Origin of the sequence: Micromonospora auratinigra (assembly GCF_900089595.1) — a bacterium.
GTDB classification, from domain to species: Bacteria; Actinomycetota; Actinomycetes; order Mycobacteriales; family Micromonosporaceae; genus Micromonospora; species Micromonospora auratinigra.
In genome coordinates this window covers 23,929-43,425 of record NZ_LT594323.1, presented here as the reverse complement: position 1 = coordinate 43,425, position 19,497 = coordinate 23,929, and the positions used below count along the sequence as shown (strand labels likewise).

At 73.3% G+C, this 19,497-nt stretch carries 16 protein-coding genes; 9 read left to right on the top strand and 7 right to left on the bottom strand.

The genetic code is table 11. The annotated features are described in order from the left end of the window. Positions 1-125: 125 nt before the first annotated feature. The 6 genes from GA0070611_RS00205 to GA0070611_RS00180 all read right to left on the bottom strand — a co-directional run bounded on the left by GA0070611_RS00205 (position 126) and on the right by GA0070611_RS00180 (position 6,789). A complete protein-coding gene (locus tag GA0070611_RS00205; protein WP_091655748.1) occupies positions 126-1,172 on the bottom strand; it encodes a LacI family DNA-binding transcriptional regulator in 1,047 nt (348 codons plus the stop codon). Positions 1,173-1,254: 82 nt separating this feature from the next. After that, positions 1,255-2,688, bottom strand: coding sequence for a GH1 family beta-glucosidase (locus GA0070611_RS00200; RefSeq protein ID WP_091655747.1), 1,434 nt, complete (start codon positions 2,686-2,688; stop codon positions 1,255-1,257). Next, positions 2,685-3,581 carry a carbohydrate ABC transporter permease gene (locus tag GA0070611_RS00195; RefSeq protein WP_091655746.1) on the bottom strand — a complete coding sequence of 299 codons (897 nt, stop codon included), beginning with the start codon at positions 3,579-3,581 and terminating at the stop codon, positions 2,685-2,687. Before GA0070611_RS00195 ends, GA0070611_RS00200 begins: the two co-directional genes overlap by 4 nt. Positions 3,582-3,590: 9 nt before the next feature. Then, positions 3,591-4,568 carry a carbohydrate ABC transporter permease gene (locus GA0070611_RS00190; protein WP_091655745.1) on the bottom strand — a complete coding sequence of 326 codons (978 nt, stop codon included), beginning with the start codon at positions 4,566-4,568 and terminating at the stop codon, positions 3,591-3,593. 117 nt (positions 4,569-4,685) lie between these two features. Then, positions 4,686-6,002 carry an ABC transporter substrate-binding protein gene (locus GA0070611_RS00185; protein ID WP_091655744.1) on the bottom strand — a complete coding sequence of 439 codons (1,317 nt, stop codon included), beginning with the start codon at positions 6,000-6,002 and terminating at the stop codon, positions 4,686-4,688. A gap of 241 nt (positions 6,003-6,243) precedes the next feature. After that, a complete protein-coding gene (locus GA0070611_RS00180; RefSeq protein WP_091655743.1) occupies positions 6,244-6,789 on the bottom strand; it encodes a plasmid pRiA4b ORF-3 family protein in 546 nt (181 codons plus the stop codon). A 150-nt stretch (positions 6,790-6,939) separates the two neighbouring features. On the opposite strand from GA0070611_RS00180, the gene GA0070611_RS00175 reads away from it, so the two are divergent. Both GA0070611_RS00175 and GA0070611_RS00170 read left to right on the top strand, forming a co-directional pair. Beyond that, positions 6,940-7,725: a pyrimidine reductase family protein gene (locus tag GA0070611_RS00175; protein WP_091655742.1), complete on the top strand. Its 786-nt coding sequence runs from the start codon at positions 6,940-6,942 to the stop codon at positions 7,723-7,725. A gap of 74 nt (positions 7,726-7,799) precedes the next feature. Then, positions 7,800-8,633, top strand: coding sequence for an alpha/beta fold hydrolase (locus tag GA0070611_RS00170; protein WP_091655741.1), 834 nt, complete (start codon positions 7,800-7,802; stop codon positions 8,631-8,633). A gap of 70 nt (positions 8,634-8,703) precedes the next feature. On the opposite strand, the gene GA0070611_RS32110 is transcribed toward GA0070611_RS00170, so the two are convergent. Next, the gene (locus GA0070611_RS32110) at positions 8,704-10,242 is read right to left on the bottom strand and encodes a M4 family metallopeptidase (protein ID WP_091655740.1); all 1,539 of its coding nucleotides are present in this window, start codon (positions 10,240-10,242) and stop codon (positions 8,704-8,706) included. 363 nt (positions 10,243-10,605) lie between these two features. Between GA0070611_RS32110 and GA0070611_RS00160 the strand changes: the two genes are divergently transcribed. The 7 genes from GA0070611_RS00160 (at position 10,606) to GA0070611_RS00130 (ending at position 19,412) form a co-directional block, all read left to right on the top strand. After that, positions 10,606-12,360: an ATP-binding protein gene (locus GA0070611_RS00160; protein ID WP_091655739.1), complete on the top strand. Its 1,755-nt coding sequence runs from the start codon at positions 10,606-10,608 to the stop codon at positions 12,358-12,360. An 11-nt stretch (positions 12,361-12,371) separates the two neighbouring features. Beyond that, on the top strand, positions 12,372-13,520 hold the full coding sequence (locus tag GA0070611_RS00155) for an exonuclease SbcCD subunit D (protein ID WP_091655738.1): 1,149 nt from the start codon (positions 12,372-12,374) through the stop codon (positions 13,518-13,520). Further along, on the top strand, positions 13,520-15,994 hold the full coding sequence (locus GA0070611_RS00150; RefSeq protein ID WP_091655737.1) for an AAA family ATPase: 2,475 nt from the start codon (positions 13,520-13,522) through the stop codon (positions 15,992-15,994). Before GA0070611_RS00155 ends, GA0070611_RS00150 begins: the two co-directional genes overlap by 1 nt. Before the next feature lie 34 nt (positions 15,995-16,028). Next, positions 16,029-16,994: a hypothetical protein gene (locus GA0070611_RS00145; protein WP_091655736.1), complete on the top strand. Its 966-nt coding sequence runs from the start codon at positions 16,029-16,031 to the stop codon at positions 16,992-16,994. Then, positions 16,994-17,851, top strand: coding sequence for a spermidine synthase (locus tag GA0070611_RS00140; RefSeq protein ID WP_091655735.1), 858 nt, complete (start codon positions 16,994-16,996; stop codon positions 17,849-17,851). The genes GA0070611_RS00145 and GA0070611_RS00140 overlap by 1 nt, the downstream gene beginning before the upstream one ends. 83 nt (positions 17,852-17,934) lie before the next feature. After that, positions 17,935-18,633, top strand: a complete 699-nt coding sequence (locus GA0070611_RS00135) for a sigma-70 family RNA polymerase sigma factor (RefSeq protein WP_091655734.1) — start codon at positions 17,935-17,937, stop codon at positions 18,631-18,633. Further along, complete coding sequence (locus tag GA0070611_RS00130; protein ID WP_091655733.1) at positions 18,630-19,412, top strand: anti-sigma factor family protein; 783 nt, start codon at positions 18,630-18,632, stop codon at positions 19,410-19,412. The genes GA0070611_RS00135 and GA0070611_RS00130 overlap by 4 nt, the downstream gene beginning before the upstream one ends. Positions 19,413-19,497: the final 85 nt, after the last annotated feature.

Below are 19,497 nucleotides of genomic sequence, written 5' to 3'. Positions count from 1 at the left end.
CGCCGCCCCACCCCCACCGCCCGCCCGCCGGAGCCCACTAATTCACGGAAATAGTGGTTATCCGAGGTGGGAAGACCACTATTTCCGTGAATTAGCGCGGTCTCGGGGTGGGGTGAGGTGGGGGGTCAGGCGGAGGCGCGGTGGATGAGTTTGGTGTCGAGGAGGACGTGCGGGGAGGGGACCTCCTCGCCGCGGATGCGGGCGACCAGCATCCGGGCCATCTGCCGGCCCATCTCCTCCACCGGCTGGAAGACCGTGGTCAGCGGCGGCTCGGCCTGCCGGGCGATCGGGGCGTCGTCGAAGCCGATCACCGCCACGTCCTCCGGCACCCGCCGACCGGCGTCACGCAGCGTACGCAGCGCGCCGAAGGCCATCAGGTCGGAGGCGGCGAAGACCGCGTCCAGGTCCGGGCAGACCTCCAGCAGCCGGCGCATGCAGGCGGTGCCGCTGCCCTCGCTGAAGTCGCCGTACGCGATCAGGTCCGGGTTGACCTCGCCACCGGCGGCCCGGACGGCCTCCTTGTAGCCGGACAACCGGGCCAGGCCGGCGCCCATGTCCTGCGGGCCGGCGATGGTGGCGATCCGCCGCCGCCCCCGGGCGAACAGGTGCGCCACCGCCTGCCGGGCCCCGCCGACGTTGTCCATGTCGACGAACCAGGCGGGCTGCGCGTCCGGGTGCAGCATCCGGGCCGGCCGGCCACCCAGCACGGCGGGCAGGCCGCGCTCCTCCAGCAGGGTGGGCAGCGGGTCCGCGTCGTGCAGGGAGAGCAGCAGCACCCCGTCGACGTGCTGGTTGGTCAGGTGGTGCTCGACCCGCTCCCGCTCGATCGGCGACTGGACCATGGCGAGCCAGAGCTGCATCGGGGTCTCCAGCAGCCCGGAGCTGACGCCACGGACGATGCCGGCGAAGAACGGCTCGGTGAAGACCCGCTCCCCGGACTCCGAGACGACCAGCGCCACCGAGTCGGTCCGCTGGGTGACCAGGGCCCGGGCCGCGCGGTTGGGGACGTACCCCAGCTCGGCGATCGCCTGCTGGACGGCAGCCCGGGCCTCGGGGCTGACCTGCGGCGAGCCGTTGACCACGCGGGAGACCGTGCCGCGCCCCACGCCGGCGCGGGCGGCGACCGCGTCGAGGGTCGGGCGCCCGAGCGACCGCGTGCGCTGCGTTGTCATGGTGTGCTCCTCCGACGTCGGGCGGACCCGGCACCTGTTGAGGCGTCGGTGCCGGGCCGCCCGTTACTGGCTGGCCCAGAGCCTATTGTGCGGCCAGGCCGTTACGTCGGATCACCTCGGCGTACCAGCGTGCGCTGGACTTGGGGATTCGGACCTGGGTGTCGTAGTCGACATGGACCATGCCGAACCGCTTCGTATAGCCCCAGGCCCACTCGAAGTTGTCCATCAGCGACCAGGCGAAGTAGCCCTTGAGGGGCACCCCGGCGCTGATCGCGGCGTGCGCGGCCCGCAGGTGCGCGTCGAAGTACGCCAGCCGGTCCGGGTCGTCGACCCGGCCGTCGACCACCTCGTCGACGAAGGCGGAGCCGTTCTCGGTGATGTAGAGCGGCAGGTCGGTGTAGTCGCGGTGCACCCGCTCCAGGGTCTCCACCAGGCCCGGCGCGTCGATCTCCCAGTCCATGTCGGTCACCGGAACGCCCCGGGTGACGAACCGGACGTCCTCGCTGCCCGGCCAGCACGACGGCGCCCGCCAGTACGCCTCCGGCTCGGCCCCCTCGACGGGCGCGGCCACCACGTGCCGGCTGTAGTAGTTGATGCCCACCACGTCCAGCGGGGTCGAGACGACCGCCAGGTCGCCGTCGCGCACGTGCCCGAAGTCGGTGACCTTGCGCAGGTCGGCCTGGAGGTCGGCCGGGTACGACCCGCGCAGCACCGGGTCGAGGAAGAACCGGTTGGCCAGGCCGTCGATGCGCCGGGCGGCGTCGACGTCCGCCGGCGCGTCGCTGGCCGGGGTGACCGGGTAGAGGTTGAGCGTGATGCCGAGCTGGGCCTGCGGCCGGGACGCCCGCAGCGCCTGCACCGCCAGCCCGTGCCCGAGCATCAGGTGGTGCCCGGCCCGGACCGCGTCCGCCCCGTCGGAGCGGCCCGGCGCGTGCACGCCGGAGCCGTAGCCGAGGAACGCCGAGCACCACGGCTCGTTCAGGGTGGTGAAGTACTTCACCCGGTCGCCGAGGGCGTCGGCGACCAACTGGCTGTAGTCGGCGAACCGGGCGGCGGTGTCCCGGGCCGGCCAGCCACCGGCGTCCTCCAGCGGCTGCGGGAGGTCCCAGTGGTAGAGGGTGAGCCACGGCTCGATGCCGTTGGCCAGCAGCTCGTCGACGAGCCGCCGGTAGAAGTCCAGCCCCTCGGGGTTGGCCGCCCCGGTGCCGCCCGGCTGCACCCGCGACCAGGACACCGAGAAGCGGTACGACTTGAGCCCCAGCTCGGCCATCAGCCGCACGTCCGACGGCATCCGGTGGTAGTGGTCGCAGGCCACGTCCCCGGTGTGCCCGGCCACCGTCCTGCCCTCGGTGTGGCTGAAGGTGTCCCAGATCGACGGGGTACGGCCGCCCTCGGTCGCCGCGCCCTCGATCTGGTACGCGGCGGTGGCCGCGCCCCAGAGGAAGCCGGGCGGGAAGGTGATCGCCGGACCCTGGTCGAGGACGCCGACGGCGGGCGGGCTGGCTGGGTTGCTCACGACTTGACGGCGCCTTCCATGATTCCGCCGATGATCTGGCGGCCGAACAGGACGAACACGATGAACAGGGGCAGGGTGGCGATCAACGTACCGGCGAAGATCTGCGAGTTGTCGGCGAAGTACGCCGTGTTCAGGCTACGCAGCGAGATCTGCACGGTGGGGTTGGCCGGGTCGGCCAGCACCACGAACGGCCAGAAGAACTGGTTCCACTGTTCCATGAAGGTGAGCAGGCCGAGCACGGCGGCGGCCGGACGCAGCGCGGGCAGCACCACGTGCCAGTACACCTTCCAGGTCGAGCAGCCGTCGACCCGGGCCGCCTCGATCAGCTCGTTGGGGACCGCCTGTTCGGCGTACTGGCGCATCATGAAGATCCCGAAGCCGCCGATCAGGAACGGCACGGTGACCGACGGCATGGTGTTCAGCCAGTCGAGCTTCGCCATCAGGATGTACAGCGGCAGCACGCCGAGCTGGATCGGCACCATCATCGAGGCGAGGATGATCAGCAGCAGCGCGCTCTTGCCCCGGAAGCGCAGCTTGGCGAAGGCGAAGCCGGCCAGCGAGCCGAAGAAGACCGTGGCGACGGTGATCGTCCCGGAGACCAGGAACGAGTTGAGCAGGCCCTTGACGATGTTGGCGTCGCCGTTGTCGAGCACCCGCTGGATGTTGTCGCCGAGCTTGCCGCCGGGCAGGAACGGCGGCGGCCAGGAGTTGGCCGCGTCGTTGGTCCGCGAGGCGATCACGATCATCCAGTAGAACGGGAAGAGCGACAGGATGACCCCGAGGACCAGGCCGAACCAGGTGAGCGGGCTGGCCTTGAAGAGGCGCTCGGCCCGGTGGGCGGTACGGGCCGGGGTGCCGGGCCGGACGGGTGGGCGGAGTGTGGTGGTCGTCATCTCGTCACCTCACTTGTCGGAGCTGATACGACGGGCCAGCAGGTAGTTGATCGTCGACATCAGCGCGATGAGCAGGAAGAGCACGAGCGCGACCGCGCCGGCGTAACCCCACCGGAAGCGCTGGTTCATCACGTCGAGCAGGTACATCGTGATGGTCTGGAACTGGCCCTCCGAACCACCGGAGAGGCCACCGGAGCCGCTGGTGAACAGCAGCGGCTCGGTGAAGAGCTGGAGCCCGCCGATGGTGGAGATGATCAGCGTGAAGATGATCGTCGGGCGCAGCTGCGGGATGGTGATCGACCAGAACTGGCGGCGGCGGGAGGCGCCGTCCAGCGAGGCCGCCTCGTACATGTCCTTGCTGATGGACTGCATGGCGGCCAGGTAGATCAGGGCGTTGTAGCCGACCCAGCGCCAGTCGACCATGGTGGAGATGGCGAACCAGGAGGCGAACCGGTTGGCCCGCCAGTCGATCGGGTCCACGCCGATGCTGTCGAGCACCCAGTTGACCAGGCCGAAGTCCTTGGCGTAGATCATCGAGAAGATCAGCGCGACGACCGCGGTCGAGGTGATGATCGGCATCGCGATGGCCATCCGGAAGAAGGTCTGCGCGCGCAGCTTCCGGTTCAGCGCGTTGGCCAGCACCAGGGCCAGCATCAGCTGGGGCACGGTGGAGAGCACGAACATGCCGAACGTGTTCACGACCGCGTTCCAGAACTGCGGGTCGTCGGTGATCAGTTCGACGAAGTTGTCCAGGCCGACGAAGGAGATCGTGGAGTTCAGCGGCGACCGGTCGGTCAGCGCGATCCACACGGTGTACGCGATGGGGTACGCGCTGAACACCGCGAAGATCAGGAAGAACGGCAGCACGTACAGGTAGGGCGAGTACTTCAGGTCCAGCCGGGTGAACGAGGCCCGGCGGCGGCGGTGCGCGGCGCGGCCGGCGCCGGAGTGGCCGGGCGGCGCCGGGGCGTGCAGGTCGAGGCTCATGGGAAGAGTCCTTCTCCTCGGCCGACGCCGCCCGCCCACACGGGCGACGCCGGGGGTGGGCACCGCAGGTGGCGCCGACTACCGGAGTCGACGCCACCCGCGGACGGCCTTACCGGGTCACTTACCGGCGGCCTCACCGTTCTTCAGCGCCGCCTGCCACTGCGCGTCGGCGGGCTTGCCCTGCTCCACCGCGCGGAGGCTGTTCTCCACGGCGGTGCGGACCGCGTTGTTCTTCGGGCCGAGGTAGACCGGCTTCAGCTCGCTGGCGCCGGTGGCGAAGATCTTGCCGGCCGGGGCCTTGCTGAAGTAGTCGTTGGTCGAGTCGGCCACGGCCGGGTCGGCGAGCGCCTGCGGCGAGGACGGCAGGTTGCCGACCTTCTTGAAGGCCTCGATCTGACCCTTCGCGCTGGTCAGGAACTTCACCAGCTCGGCGGCCTCCTTGGCGTGCTTGCTCGACTTCGGCACGGCGAGGAAGGAGCCGCCCCAGTTGCCGCCGTTGCCGGGGGCCTTGGCGATGTCCCACTTGCCGGCCGCCGCGTCACCGGCCTGGCCCTTGATGACACCGGTCATCCAGGCAGGGCAGGCGATGGTGGCGAAGGTGCCGTTCTTGAAACCGGCGTTCCACTCGTTGGAGAACGACTGGAGGTTGTTCGACAGGCCGGCGGCGATCATCTTGGTGGTGAGGTCGTAGGACGCCTTGACGTCCGGGTTCTCGCCGATGACCAGCTTGTTGCTCTTGTCGTAGTAGGTGTAGCCGGTGCCGGCGCCCGCGGTCTGCATGAGCACCACGTTGTAGAAGTTGGTCGCCGAGTCGACGAACTTGTGCTTCTTGTCCGCGGCGGCGAACTTCTGCCCGGTGGCGATGAACTGGTCCCAGGTGGGCCAGAGCGCGCCGACCTGCTCGCGGTCGGTGGGCAGCCCGGCGGCCTTGAACAGGTCGCTGCGGTAGCACAGCGCCATCGAGCCGACGTCGGTGCCGAGGCCGAGCACCTTGCCGTCGGGGGTGGTGCCCTGCTCCCACTTCCACGGCAGGAAGTTGCCCTTGAGGTCGTTGGCCCCCTGGTCGGCGAGGTTCACGAACTTGTCGGCCTGCGCGTAGAACTGGACGATGGTGCCCTCCTCCAGGGCCACCACGTCGCCGGCGCCGGAGCCGGCGGTGATCTGCTGGGTCAGCCGGGTGTTGTAGTCACCGAGGCCGAGGCCCTTGCCGCGCTCCTGGATCTTGACGTTCGGGTGCTCCGCTTCGTACTGCTTGTAGAGCTCGTCGTAGCCGAAGCCCTGGTCGCCGAAGACGTCGACGACCAGGGTCACCGGGCCGTCGCTCTTGCCGCTGCTGTCCGACGAGTCGTCGCCGCAGGCGGTGGCGGTGGCGAGCACCGCGACGGACGCCAGCGCGATGGCCGCGAGCTGACGGCGGCGGATTGGGACGCTCATCCGAGACCCCTCTTTCGGTGGTGAGGCGATATCTGTGTGGTGGGGGGTGCTGATCTCGCGCGGCTCGCCGCCGGTCCCTGGGGACGCCGACGACGACCCGTGAGCGGGCAGAACTGAGATCCACACCACTCGCGGGAGCGCTCCCATGAGATTGCCGGCAGGTGTCAGGGGTGTCAATAGGCCTATGGGAGCGTTCCCAGATCGTTACCGCCTCGATCCGGCCCGCCGTCCGGCGGGCCGATCAGCAGAAGCGACGCAGCAGCGTGGTCGCCCGGGCGGCGTCGAAGCGGGCCGGGTCGTAGCCGCCGCCCGCCCACTCCCGCATCGCCCGACGCTCGGGATGCTCCGGATCGGCGAGCGTGGCGAGCAGGACGGCGTAGCCGGTCGGGCCGCCGACACCCTCCGGCGGGCAGGCCCGCGCCCCGTCGAGGCACGCCGGGTAGCGCTCGTCCGGGTCGGCGGTGCAGACGTCCTCCACCACCAGGTCGTGCTCCCACCAGTCGCCGAAGTCGTAGGTGTAGCGCAGCCGGCTCCCCTTGCCCACCACCGCGTCGAGCCGGACGTCCAGCTCGTCGCGGATGTCGAGCCCGCCGTCCGGATCCGGCTCGCCGTACTGCCGGCCCTCGATCTCGAACGCGTGCAGCCGGCAGTCCCGCCAACCCATGGCGTGCTGCACCACCCGGTGCAGCCGGTCCAGGGTGTATCCGCCGGGGACCAGGACCCGCCGCCAGACCGGCGGGCGGACCCCGACGAGGGACACCTTCAGTTGGAAGACCTGACGCGACATGCTGTCCCCGCCTCCCACGGCATAGGCTGCCGACATGATCTGCCGAGCGTGCCGGGAGCGACGGCACGACGACTGTCCGGGCCGGAAGTGGTGCGACTGCCAGCACCGTACCGCCGAACCCACCCCTCCGGTCACCGGTCCGGCCGGCGAATGACCGACGGCATCGCGGTCTCCCGGGTCTGGCCGGCGCCGGCGACGGGTCCGCTGACCGACCCGGAGCTGACCGCGCTCTACGGGCGCGCCGAGCAAGCCCGGCTGCGGGTGAACTTCGTGTCCAGCGCCGACGGCGCGGTCACCCTCGACGGCTACTCCGAGGGGCTCTCCGGCGAGCCGGACAAGCGGGTCTTCGGCCTGCTCCGGATGCTCTGCGACGGCCTGCTGGTGGCCGCCGGCACGCTGCGCCACGAGGGCTACCGGGCGGTCCGGCTCAGCGAGCCGCGCCGCGCCTGGCGGCGGGAGCACGGCCTCGCCGCGTACCCGAGGTTGGTCGTGGTCTCCGGATCGCTGGACCTGGACCCGGGTCAGGCCTGCTTCGCCGACGCGCCGGTGCGCCCGCTGGTGCTCACCCGGGCCGCGGCCACCCCGCCGCCGGGCCTGACCGAGGTGGCCGACCTGGTCCGGTGCGGCGAGGAGCGGGTGGACCTCGCCGCCGGCCTCGCCGAACTGCGCCGCCGCGGGCTGGGCGAGCTGCTCTGTGAGGGCGGGCCGCACCTGTTCGGCGCGCTGACCGCCGCCGACCTCGTCGACGAACTCTGTCTCACCGTCGCGCCGCTGCTCGCCGGCGCCGGCCCCGGCCGGATCACCGCCGGGGACCCCGGCGCCCCGCGCCACCTGCCGCTGCGGCACGTGCTCGCCGCCGCGGACGGGGTGCTGATGCTCCGGTACGCCCGGGGCGACGACCCCGCGCCGTCCGCCGGGGCCGCCCCCGCGGCCTGAGCGCGCCGATGAGTCCGCGGCGGCCCGGCGGTCCACCCCGGGTACGTCCCAGTCAGCGCACCCGGGAGGACCCGATGAGCAGTACGTCCACCACCCCCGTCAGCACCGGCGCCCTGGAGGTGCCGGACGGGCGGCTCTACTACGAGGTACGCGGGCGGGGGCCGGTGGTGGCCCTGGTCGCCGCCCCGATGGACGCCAGCGCCTTCGCGCCGCTGGCCGACCTGCTGGCCGACGGGCACACCGTGCTGACCACCGACCCGCGCGGGATCGGCCGCAGCGTCCTGCACGACCCGCACCAGGACTCGACGCCCGAGCTGCGCGCCGACGACGTGGCCCGGCTGCTGGCGCACCTCGACGCCGGCCCGGCGGCCGTGCTCGGCTCCAGCGGCGGCGCGGTGACCGTGCTCGCCCTCGCCGAGCGCCACCCCGACCGGGTGCACACCGTCGTCGCCCACGAGCCGCCGCTGCTCGGGCTGCTCGACGACCGGGCGCGGCACGCGGCCGACCAGGACGACATGCTCGCCAGCTACCTCGCCGGGGACCGGCTCGCCGCCGGCCGCAAGTTCCTGGCCAGCGCGAACATCCAGCTGCCCGAGCCGGTGGTGCTGGGGATGTTCGGCGGCGAGCCGGAACCGCAGGCGGCCGCCGACGAGCACTTCCAGTACGTGCACATGATCCGTGGGACGACCTGGTTCACCCCCGACGTCACGGTGCTGCGGGACGGGCCGACCCGGGTCGTCGTCGGGCTCGGGGAGCAGTCGACCGGGCAGGTCTGCGACCGCACCTCACGAGCGCTCGCCGCGGCGCTCGGCGGCGAGCCGACGATGTTCCCCGGCGGGCACATCGGCTTCGTCGAGGACCCGGCGGCGTTCGCCACCCGGCTGCGGTCGGTGCTGGCCGAGGGCTGAGCCCGGGCCCCGGGGTACGCGCAACGGGGGCGGCGCCACCGGCGCCGCCCCCGTCACGGGAGGGGTTCGATCAGTTGACCGAGACGGCCGACCAGGCGGCGGCCACGGTGTTGTACTCCGCGCTGCCGGCGCCGTACAGGTCCTTGGCGGCCGACAGGGTGGCGGTGCGGGCAGCGGAGTAGTTGGTCCGCGAGGTCATGTACGTGGTGAGCGCGCGGTACCAGATCGCGCCGGCCTTGGCGTTGCCGATGCCGGTCACCGTGCTGCCGTTGCAGGTCGGGCTGTTGCCGTAGGACGACGAGCCACTGCCCACCGCGAGCAGGTAGAAGAAGTGGTTCGCCACGCCGGACGAGTAGTGCACGTCCAGCCGGCCGACGCCGCTGCTGTAGCAGTCGGCGGACGAGCCGTCCTTGGAGGGCTTGTCCATGTAGCGCAGCGGGGCGCCGCTGGTGCGCAGCTTCTCGCCGATCAGGTAGTCGCCCGGGTCCTTGGCGTTGTTGGCGTAGAACTCGACCAGGGTGCCGAAGATGTCGCTGGTGGCCTCGTTGAGACCGCCCGACTCACCGCTGTAGCGCAGCCCGGCGGTGTTGCTGGTGACGCCGTGGCTCATCTCGTGCCCGGCCACGTCCAGCGAGGTCAGCGGGTACCAGCCGGAGCCGCCGTCACCGTAGGTCATGCAGAAGCAGGAGTCGCTCCAGAACGCGTTGGCGTAGTTGCTGCTGTAGTGCACCCGGCTGTACGCGCCGACGCCGTCGTTGCGGATGCCGCTGCGGCCGTGCACGGCCTTGTAGTAGTCCCAGGTCTCCTGCGCGCCGTAGGCGGCGTCGGCCGCGGCGGTCTGCCGGTTGCTCAGGGTGCCGTCACCGAAGACGTTGCCGGCGTTGGTGACCAGGGTGCCGGTGCCGCTGGTGCCACCGTTGAGGTCGTACGTCCTGTGCCCGCCCCGGCTGCCGTCGGTGAGCTGGTAGGTGCTCCCGGAGAGGGTGCTGCCCACGGTCACCGAGCCGGAGTGGAAGGTGTTGCCGGTACCGTCGCGCTGCACGCCCTCCCACGAGTCGCGGACCCTGCCGGAGGTGGCGTCGACCAGCACGTGCAGCTCGCTCGGGGTGCCGTCGGCGTACGCGCCGCCCACGACCACCTCGTACGCCAGCGCGGTGCCGGCGGCCGCGGCGTCGTAGACCAGCTGGCTGCCGTCGACCCGCCGGGTGGCGGCCGTGGAGGCGGCGAGCGCGGCGCGACCGGCGGCCGCGGCGCTGACCCGGGCCTTGGCGCCGCGGGTCGGGGCGGCGGCGAGGCTCTGGCTCGCGCCCTTCCAGGAGTTGCCCTTGCCCAGGTGCACGACGGTGTCGCCACCGAGCACCGGCAGGCCGTCCTGGTAGCGGTTGAGGCGCACGTGCTCGGTGCCGTCGGCGTCGGTCGACACGTTCTTCAGGGTGAAGTTCGAGCCGTCGGCGACCAGGGAGCTGCCGGAGTGGGCCCGGAGCTGGGCGACCGCGCGGGTGAACGCGTCACCGGAGACCGGGGCGGCGGAGGCGGTGCTCGGCAGCGTGCCGGCGGCGGCCAGCAGCGCGGCCGTCGCCAGCCCGCCGAGGAGAGTGGTACGGCGCATGAAGTTCCTACCTTCACTAGGACTGCCGGTCGGGGGGGTACCGACCGACGGGGGTGATCCGCCGGCGATGGGCGGCGGACCGGCACGTCCCCGCAGGTGACAGGGCGTGACGCAGCACACGGGATCGACGGAGGAAAGATCCTCGATGCGCTGTGTCACATTGTTGTCGCATCGATCCCTTGTCTGTCACGACCCGGCGGCAAGATTTTTTCGCTACTTTTCGTGTTCCGTTCACCACCTGGTGAAACCGGCGCCTGCTCACGGGGTGGCGTCCGCCGCGTCGCGTGGCAACCTGTCGCATCCCTCGGGCAGGATGCACGTCGTGCATCGCGTACCGGACGACCAGCCGAGCGGAGACCCCCGATGACCGACGACCCGTTCGACGGCGCGGGCTCCGGCGACGGGGTCGGCCGGGTGCTGGGCACCGCCGACGCCACCCCGCTCACCTTCTGGACCGCCGTCTCCCCCGGCAGCTACCTGCAGCTCGACGACGTGGTGGTGACCCGGCGCGAGCTGCCCGACCGCGAGCCGGTCACCATCGCCGGGGTGGTCACCCAGGTGCGCGCCCGGCACGAGGGCGCCCAGTTCGACTCGGACGTGTTCGCCATCGCCGACGGCACCCTGCCGGCCCAGGTGCAGGAGGCCGCCGAGGTCACCACCACCCGGGTCGACCCGGAGTTCTACGTGCCGCCCACCCCGGGCGCGGTGGTGCACCGGGCCGAGGGCGACGCCCGGGCCCGGGCGCTGCACTTCGACCGGATGGAGCGGCGCATCCCGATGGGCATGGGTCGCGACGGCGTCCCGGTCTACCTCAACGCCGACTTCCTCGACGGCACCCGGGGCGCGCACGTCTCCATCTCCGGCATCTCCGGGGTGGCCACCAAGACCAGCTTCGCCACCTTCCTGCTCTACTCGGTCTTCCGCTCCGGGGTGCTGGGCGGCGACGCGGTCAACGCCAAGGCGCTGATCTTCAACGTCAAGGGCGAGGACCTGCTCTTCCTCGACCACCCCAACACCCGGCTCGACGAGCCCACCCGGGCCGGCTACGCGAAGCTCGGGCTGGACGCGGGCGCCTTCCCCGACGTGCGGGTCTACGCTCCGCCCCGGGTCGGTGACTCCTCCGGTACGCCCGACGTGAGCAGCCGGCTCACCGGCGTGGACAGCTTCTACTGGACGCTGAGCGAGTTCTGCGCCGACCGGCTCCTGCCGTACGTCTTCGCCGACGCCGACGACGAACGCCAGCAGTACACGATGGTGGTCCACTCGGTCGCCGCCCACCTGGCCCGGTACGCCCAGCCCGCCGACGGCGGGGTGAGCGTCGACGGCGTCCGGCTGGGGTCGTACGCCGACCTGGTCGACCACATCGTGGAGCAGCTCAACGACGACGAGACCCGCGGCGACTGGGCCGGCAGCGCGGTCGGCCTGGGCACGGTCAACGCGTTCGCCCGCCGGCTGATCGGCAGCAAGAAGGACCTGGGCCGGCTGATCCGGGGCGACCTGGCCACCCGCCGCCCGCACTCGATCAACACCGCGGAGAGCGCCCAGGTCACCGTGGTCGACCTGCACAACCTGCCGGACCGGGCGCAGCGCTTCGTGGTCGGCGTGACGCTCAAGAGCGAGTTCGAGCGCAAGGAGAAGGCCGGCACCGCCAAGCCGCTGCTCTTCGTCGTGCTCGACGAGCTGAACAAGTACGCCCCGCGCGAGGGCTCCTCCCCGATCAAGGAGGTGCTGCTCGACATCGCCGAGCGGGGCCGCTCGCTCGGGGTGATCCTGGTCGGCGCGCAGCAGACCGCGAGCGAGGTGGAGCGGCGGATCGTCACCAACTCGGCGATCCGGGTGGTCGGCCGGCTCGACCCGGCCGAGGCGTCCCGCCCGGAGTACGGTTTCCTCCCGCCCGCCCAGCGGCAGCGGGCGCTGCTGGCCAAGCCCGGCACCATGTTCGTCAACCAGCCCGACATCCCGGTCCCGCTCTGCCTGGAGTTCCCCTTCCCGGCCTGGGCCACCCGGGTCTCCGAGGCCGGCCGGGCGCCGTCCGAGACGCTCCGGTCGATCACCCAGGCCGCCGACCCGTTCGCGGTGGTGGGCTCCGGCACCACCGACGACGACATCCCGTTCTAGGAGGGGCGGCCGTGAAGATCCTGCACACCTCCGACTGGCACGTGGGCAAGGTCCTCAAGGGGCAGTCGCGGGCCGAGGAGCACACCCAGGTGCTCGCCCAGGTCATCGAGATCGCCCGTACCGAGCGACCCGACCTGGTCATCGTGGCCGGTGACCTGTACGACACCGCCGCGCCCACCCCGGCGGCGACCCGGCTGGTCACCCGGGCGCTGACCGCGCTGCGGCGCACCGGCGCGGACGTGGTGGCGATCGGCGGCAACCACGACAACGGCCAGGCCCTCGACGCGCTGCGCCCCTGGGCCGAGGCGGCCGGCATCACCCTGCGCGGCTCGGTCCGCGACGACCCGGCCGAGCACGTGATCGACGGGGTCACCGCCGGCGGCGAGCGCTGGCAGTTGGCCGCGCTGCCGTTCCTCTCCCAGCGGTACGCGGTACGCGCCGTGGAGATGTACGAGCTGACCCCGGCCGAGGCCAACCAGACGTACGCCGACCACCTCGGGCGGGTGCTCGCCCGGCTCGCCGAGGGCTTCACCGAGCCCGACCGGGTGCACCTGGTCACCGCCCACCTGACCGTGGTCGGGGCGAGCACCGGCGGCGGCGAGCGGGACGCGCACACCGTCCTCGGCTACGCGGTCCCGGCCACCGTCTTCCCGGGCAACGCGCACTACGTGGCGCTGGGTCACCTGCACCGGTCCCAGCGGGTCATCGGGCCCTGCCCGGTCCGCTACAGCGGCAGCCCGCTCGCGGTCGACTTCGGTGAGGAGGAGAACGTCGGCTCGGTGACGGTCGTCGAGGTGACCGCGACCACCGCCGCCCAGGTCCGGGAGGTGCCGGTGCCCGGCGCGACCGCGCTGCGCACCGTCCGGGGCACCCTGGCCCAGCTCGCCGAGATCGACGCGCCGGAGGGCTGGCTGCGGGTGTACGTCCGCGAGCAGCCCCGCGCCGGGCTCCGCGAGGAGGTGCAGGAGCTGCTGCCCCGCGCGCTGGAGATCCGGATCGACCCGGAGCTGGTGCCCGCACCGGGCAGCGGCACCCGCACCGCGCAGCGCGCCGGCCGCTCCCCCCGGGAGCTGTTCGCCGACTACCTGGGCAGCCGGGGGCACGCCGACGACGGCGTCCAGGAGCTCTTCGACGAGCTGCTCGAGGAGGTCGACCACTGATGCGGCCGATGCGGCTGGACATGGCGGGCTTCACGGTCTTCCGCGAGGAGACCACCGTCGACTTCACCGACGCCGACTTCTTCGCCCTGGTCGGGCCGACCGGCTCGGGCAAGTCGACGGTGCTCGACGCGATCTGCTTCGCGCTCTACGGCACCGTGCCCCGCTGGGGCGGCACCCGGGGGCTGGCCAACGCGCTCGCCCCGTCGGCCACCGAGGCACGGGTCCGCCTGGTCTTCGAGTCCGCCGGCGACCGGTACGTGGCCACCCGGGTGGTCCGCCGGGACGGCCGGGGCACCGTGAAGACCACCAACGCCGGGTTGCAGCTGATGCCGCCCGGCTTCGACGTCACCAAGCTCGACACCGGGCTCAGCCCGGAGGACCTCGGCGAGGTGGTGGCCGGCACCCCCGCCGAGATGGAACAGGCGGTGCTGGACGCGGTCGGGCTGCCGTACGAGCAGTTCACCAGCTGTGTGGTGCTGCCGCAGGGGCAGTTCGCCGACTTCCTGCACGCCAAGCCGGCCACCCGGCAGCAGATCCTGGTCAACCTGCTCGGCCTCGGCGTCTACGAGGAGGTGCAGAAGAAGGCCACCGAGCGCGCCGGCCAGGCCGAGGCGAAGCTGGCCACGGTCGACAAGCTGCTCGGCGGCCTCACCGACGTCGACGACGACACGCTCACCGCCGTACAGCAGCGGGTGGCCGGGATGCGCGAGCTGGCCGCGGCGGTCACCGCCGCCGTACCGGAGTTGGAGCGGGCCCGGGCGACGGCGCGGGAGCGGGCCGCGGCGCTCGACGCCCTCGACGCGGAGCTGACCGTGCTGGCCGGGGTCCGGCCGCCGGACGGGATCGCCGAGCTGGCCCGGGCGGTCGCCACCGCCCGGGTGGCGGCCGACGAGTCGGCGACGGCGGTCGGGCTGGCCGAGGAGCGCGAGGAGAAGCTGCGCGGCGAGCTGGCCGCGGCGGGCGACGAGAGCGCGCTGCGGTTGCTGCTCAAGGCCCACGCGGACCGGGACCGGCTGACCACGGAGGCGGAGACGGTCCGGGCGGCGGTGCAGGCCGCGCAGACCGAGCACGACGCGGCGGCCGCCGCCCTGGCCGCGGCCCGGTCGGCGGCCGAGCGGGCCGAGCGGGAGCTGGACGCGGCGTTCCGGGCGCACGAGGAGGCCAAGGCCACCGACCAGGCCGTCGCGCTGCGGGCCCACCTGGTGGCCGGGGCCGACTGCCCGGTCTGCGAGCAGCCGGTCGCCCGGGTGCCGGCCGTGCCGAAGCGGTCGGCGGTGGCCCGGGCGATCGAGGCCGGCAAGGCGGCCCGGGCGGCGAGCGAGACCGCCAAGCAGGTGGTGCAGGAGCGCGACGCCGCCGCCCGTGAGCTGGACCGGGTGCTGCTGCGCGCCCGGACCCAGCACGACCAGCTGCGGGCCCGGCTGGCCGAGCTGGACGGGCAGCTCGCCGAGGCCGCCGCGCCGGGCGCGCTGCGGGCCACCCTTGCCGAGCATGCCCGGCTGCGCCAGGCCCTGGACGAGGCGGCCGGCACGGTCCGGGCGGGCCGGGACGCGGCCCGCCGCGCCCGCGCCGCCCTCGACGGCGCCCAGGAGCGGCTGCGCCGCGCCTGGCGGGACTTCGACACCGTGCGGGACGGGCTGGCCCGGTTCGGGCCGCCCGCCGCCGACCGGGACGACGTGGCCGCCGCCTGGGCGGCGCTGGCGGCGTGGGCCGGCGAGCAGGCCGGGCAGCGGCGGGCCGACCGGGACGGGCTGGTCGCCGCGACCGGCGCGGCCGAGTCCGCGGTCGGCGCGGCCGGGGCGCGGATCGCCGCGCTCTTCACCGCCGCCGGGCTGGAGCCGGGCGACGATCCGCTGCGCGACGCCGCGGTGGCGGTGGAACGCGCCGAGGCGGAGCTGCGCCGGCTGACCGAGCGCCGGGAACAGGCCGCCGAGCTGCGCGAGCAGCGGGCCGGGCACGAACGGGAGGCCCGGGTCGCCCGAGCCCTGGCCGGACACCTGCGGGCCAACAACTTCGAGCGCTGGCTGCTCGCCGAGGCGCTCGACCTGCTGGTCGACGGCGCCTCGCGGATCCTGCGGGAACTCTCCAACGGCCAGTACGACCTGATCCACGACAAGGGCGAGTTCTTCGTGGTCGACCACCACGACGCGGGGCTGCGCCGGGGCGTGCGCACGCTCTCCGGCGGGGAGACGTTCCAGGCCTCGCTGGCGCTGGCGCTGGCGCTGTCGGAGCAGCTCTCCGGGATGTCCACGACCGCGGCCAGCCTGGAGTCGATCGTGCTGGACGAGGGCTTCGGCACGCTCGACGCGGCCACCCTCGACACGGTCGCCGCCACCCTGGAGAACCTGGCCGCCCGCGGCGACCGGATGGTCGGCGTGGTCACCCACGTGCCGGCCCTGGCCGAGCGGATCCCGGTCCGCTTCGAGGTCCGCAAGGACGCCCGCACCGCCCGCGTCGAGCGGACGGGCCTGTGAGCGTGAGGAGTGCGGCGCGGCGGAGGTCGACCCGGTGACGCGGCCCCGGTTCTATGTGGACAGCTGGGATCCGGCGTACGGTGCCTCGTTCGAGGCGGCCGGCGGGACCGGTCCGGCGGCGCCGAGCAGCGCCCAGGTCGACGCCGACGTCGAGCTGCCGGCCGCCGACTGGCGGGCGCTGGACGTCCGCCGGGACGTGACCGCGCCCGATGTGGTGCTGCTGGTCGACGGGGTACGCCGGATCGACGCCAGCGTCTGGACGGCCGAGGACGACGGGGGCTCGTTCCCCGGCATCGCCGCCTCGTACGCCGCCGGGGTGGTCCGCTGCGACCTGGAGCGCGGCGCGGCGGAGCTGGCCGGGGCTCGGGTCGGCCGGGGGCTCTTCACCGCCAGCCCGTCCGCGCAGGACGTGCTGGCCGGCCGGATCCACTACCCGGTGCACCGGGTGAGCGGCACCGGGGAGCTGAGCAAGCTGCCGGCCGCCGTGCAGGGGCCGCTGACCGCGCTGGAGGTGGCGGTCTCCGACGCGGTGCGCACCGACGGCGACCTGCTGGTGGTGGACGGTCCGCTGCGCAGCCGGCGCAACCTGCCGCGCACCCTCGGCTACATCAAGACCCAGCACAGCCAGTACCTGGACGCCCGGCTGACCGCGGTGGTCACCGGCCTGGCCCCGGGGCAGCGCTGCCCGGTGTTCCGGCTCGGCACCGCGTGGGGCGGCTACTCCTGGTATCTGCGGCTGCCGGTCACCGGCGGCGCGCCATGGGCGGGGATCGTCCGGATCGAGTGCTCGGCCGAGCTGACCGAGACCGAGGCGATCGGGTTGGCGGACCTCTCGCTGGTCACCCTGCCCCGCTTCGCGTCCACCCCGTACAAGGACCCGCGCGCCCCGCAGAACCTGGTCCCGATCGCCGGCCTGGAGCGGCGGCTGCGCGGGCTGCTCGGCGACGCCCGCCTGCTGCACCGGGTGCTGACCGGCGCGGCCCGGGGAATCCGGCGCTGATGGGCCGCCGACGCGGGGCCGACCGGGTGGTCGAGCAGGTGGACACCGGGCAGGCCGAGGTGGTGCCGGACCCGGACCGGCCCGGTTCGTGGACGCTGCTGCTCGACGGCGCGCCGCAGTCGCACGTGGACCTGACCGACCCGACCCACCTGGAGTTCGAGTACGTACGCCGGCTGGCCGCCGCGATCGACCTGGTCGCCCCGGCCGGCGCGCCGCTGCGGGTGCTGCACCTGGGCGGCGGCGCGCTGACCCTGCCCCGGTACGTGGCCGCGACCCGACCCGGCTCCACCCAGCGGGTGTCCGAACTGGACGGTGCCCTGGTGGAGCTGGTCCGCCGGGTGCTGCCCTGGCCGGCGGACCCCCGGCTGCGGGTGCGGGTGGCGGACGCCCGGGCCACCCTCACGTCGAGCCGCGACGCCGGGTACGACGTGGTGGTCGCCGACGTCTTCGCCGGTGCCCGCACCCCGGCGCACCTGACCTCGGTGGAGTACGCGGCCGAGGTGGCCCGGGTGCTCCGCCCCGACGGGTGGTACCTGGCCAACATCGCCGACGGCCCGCCGCTGCGGCACGCCCGCGCCCAGGTGGCGACGGTCCGCACCGTGCTGCCCCGGGCCGCGCTGGTGGGTGACGCGGCGGTGCTGCGCGGCCGGCGCTACGGCAACCTGGTGCTGGTCGCGTCGCGGGTCGAGCCGCCGGTGCCGGAGCTGACCCGGCGGGCCGCCGGGGACTGGTTCCCCGGCCGGGTGCTCGCCGGGGCCGAGCTGGACCGCTTCGCCGGGGGCGTCCCGGTGGTGCGGGACGCGGACGCCACCGACTCCACCCCACCACCGCCCGGAATTTTTTCCGTGCGGCGTTGATCCGCGCGGCGGATCGTTCCGTATCACCGGGCGGCCATGCCCGTGGGGGGCCGGCTGATGTCACTGGACACCCGGAGGTCTGCATGCATGCGGTGGCGGCCGGCTGGCACGGCGACGTGGCGAGGCCCGAGTGGATGTTCGCCCGGGCGCAGCCGCAGTCGCGTGCGACGAGGTCGGGCCGGGGGGTCGACGCCCGCACCTCGGATCGCCAGAATGACCCGGTGACGCCGCAACCGGCGCCCGGGCGCCACCAGGCGACGTCCACCGAGGCCAGTCATTCCGACCAGCTGATCCGGCTGCTCTACGCCGAGCACGCCGGGCCGCTGCTGATGTTCGTGATGCGGCTGACCGGCGGGGACCGGCAGCGCGCCGAGGACATCGTGCAGGAGACGCTGCTGCGGGCCTGGCGCAACGCGCACCGGCTCGGCGTGCAGGGCCAGGGCTCACTGCGCCCGTGGCTGGTCACGGTGGCCCGCCGGATCGCCATCGACGAGCACCGCAGCGAGCAGGCCCGGCCGGCCGAGACGTACGACCGGGACCTGACCGCCTTCGCGGAGGCGGACAGCACCGACCGGGTGCTGCGCACGATGACCGTGGCCGACGCGCTGCGTACGCTGAGCCAGTCGCACCGGGAGATCCTGGTGGCCACGTACTTCCGGGGGCGCACCGTGCCCGAGGCGGCCGAGGAACTGGGCCTGCCGCTCGGCACCGCGAAGTCACGGGTCTACTACGCGCTGCGCGCGCTGCGCACGGCTCTGCAGGAGAGGGGGGTGACGGAATGAGCCGGGCAGACCACATGGACGTCGCCGCGTACGCGCTCGGCGTGCTGGACGCGCAGGAGGCGGAGCGGTTCGAGGAGCACCTCGCCACCTGCTGGGCGTGCGCCGCCGAGCTGGAGACGATGGTCCCGGTGGTGGGCATGCTCTCCGGTATCGACGGCGAGACGATGATGGCGCTGGAGCAGACCCAGACCGATCCGGCGCTGCTGGACCGGACGCTGCACGCGGTGCGGCTGGACCGGCGGCGTACCCGGATGCGGCAGATCCTGGCCGCCGCGGCGGCGGTGGTGGCGTTCGGCGCGCTGACCGGCGCGGGCTTCGCCACCGTGTTCCACGACGACCGCCAGTTCCAGCAGGCCGAGCCGGCCCCGACGGTGCCCACCGCCGCGCCGTCGCCCGGCCCGACCTCGACCGACGATCCCAACATCGGCGACAACATCGAGCAGGAGGGTGAGAAGCACAACGCGACAGATCCCGGCACCGGCGTCAGGACCACGATGTTCGTGGCGTCCAAGGACTACGGCACCCAGATCTACGTCCAGCTCTCCAAGCTGCCGGGGCCGCGCACCTGCCGGCTGGTGGTGATCCGCAAGAACAAGACCAGCGAGGTGGTGTCGAGCTGGTCGGTGCCGGGGACCGGCTACGGCACCAGCGCCCGCACCACGCCGCTGGAGCTGAGCGCCTCCACCTCGGCGGGCAGGAACGACATCGACAAGATCCAGGTGCAGTCGATCGACGCCAGTGGCATCGCCACACCACTGGTCACCGTCGACGACCTCTGATCCCGCCGTACGCGACGGCGCCGGGCAGCGACACCGCCCGGCGCCGTCGCGGCGTGTCCGGGCAGGCTCGGCCCGTCGTGCTCCC

Coding starts and splice junctions, on each gene's coding strand:
- GA0070611_RS00205 (WP_091655748.1), bottom strand. CDS start 1,172: ATGACAACGCAGCGCACGCGGTCGCTCGGGCGCCCGACCCTCGACGCG.
- GA0070611_RS00195 (WP_091655746.1), bottom strand. CDS start 3,581: ATGACGACCACCACACTCCGCCCACCCGTCCGGCCCGGCACCCCGGCC.
- GA0070611_RS00190 (WP_091655745.1), bottom strand. CDS start 4,568: ATGAGCCTCGACCTGCACGCCCCGGCGCCGCCCGGCCACTCCGGCGCC.
- GA0070611_RS00185 (WP_091655744.1), bottom strand. CDS start 6,002: ATGAGCGTCCCAATCCGCCGCCGTCAGCTCGCGGCCATCGCGCTGGCG.
- GA0070611_RS00180 (WP_091655743.1), bottom strand. CDS start 6,789: ATGTCGCGTCAGGTCTTCCAACTGAAGGTGTCCCTCGTCGGGGTCCGC.
- GA0070611_RS00175 (WP_091655742.1), top strand. CDS start 6,940: ATGACCGACGGCATCGCGGTCTCCCGGGTCTGGCCGGCGCCGGCGACG.
- GA0070611_RS00170 (WP_091655741.1), top strand. CDS start 7,800: ATGAGCAGTACGTCCACCACCCCCGTCAGCACCGGCGCCCTGGAGGTG.
- GA0070611_RS32110 (WP_091655740.1), bottom strand. CDS start 10,242: ATGCGCCGTACCACTCTCCTCGGCGGGCTGGCGACGGCCGCGCTGCTG.
- GA0070611_RS00160 (WP_091655739.1), top strand. CDS start 10,606: ATGACCGACGACCCGTTCGACGGCGCGGGCTCCGGCGACGGGGTCGGC.
- GA0070611_RS00150 (WP_091655737.1), top strand. CDS start 13,520: ATGCGGCCGATGCGGCTGGACATGGCGGGCTTCACGGTCTTCCGCGAG.
- GA0070611_RS00140 (WP_091655735.1), top strand. CDS start 16,994: ATGGGCCGCCGACGCGGGGCCGACCGGGTGGTCGAGCAGGTGGACACC.
- GA0070611_RS00135 (WP_091655734.1), top strand. CDS start 17,935: ATGCATGCGGTGGCGGCCGGCTGGCACGGCGACGTGGCGAGGCCCGAG.
- GA0070611_RS00130 (WP_091655733.1), top strand. CDS start 18,630: ATGAGCCGGGCAGACCACATGGACGTCGCCGCGTACGCGCTCGGCGTG.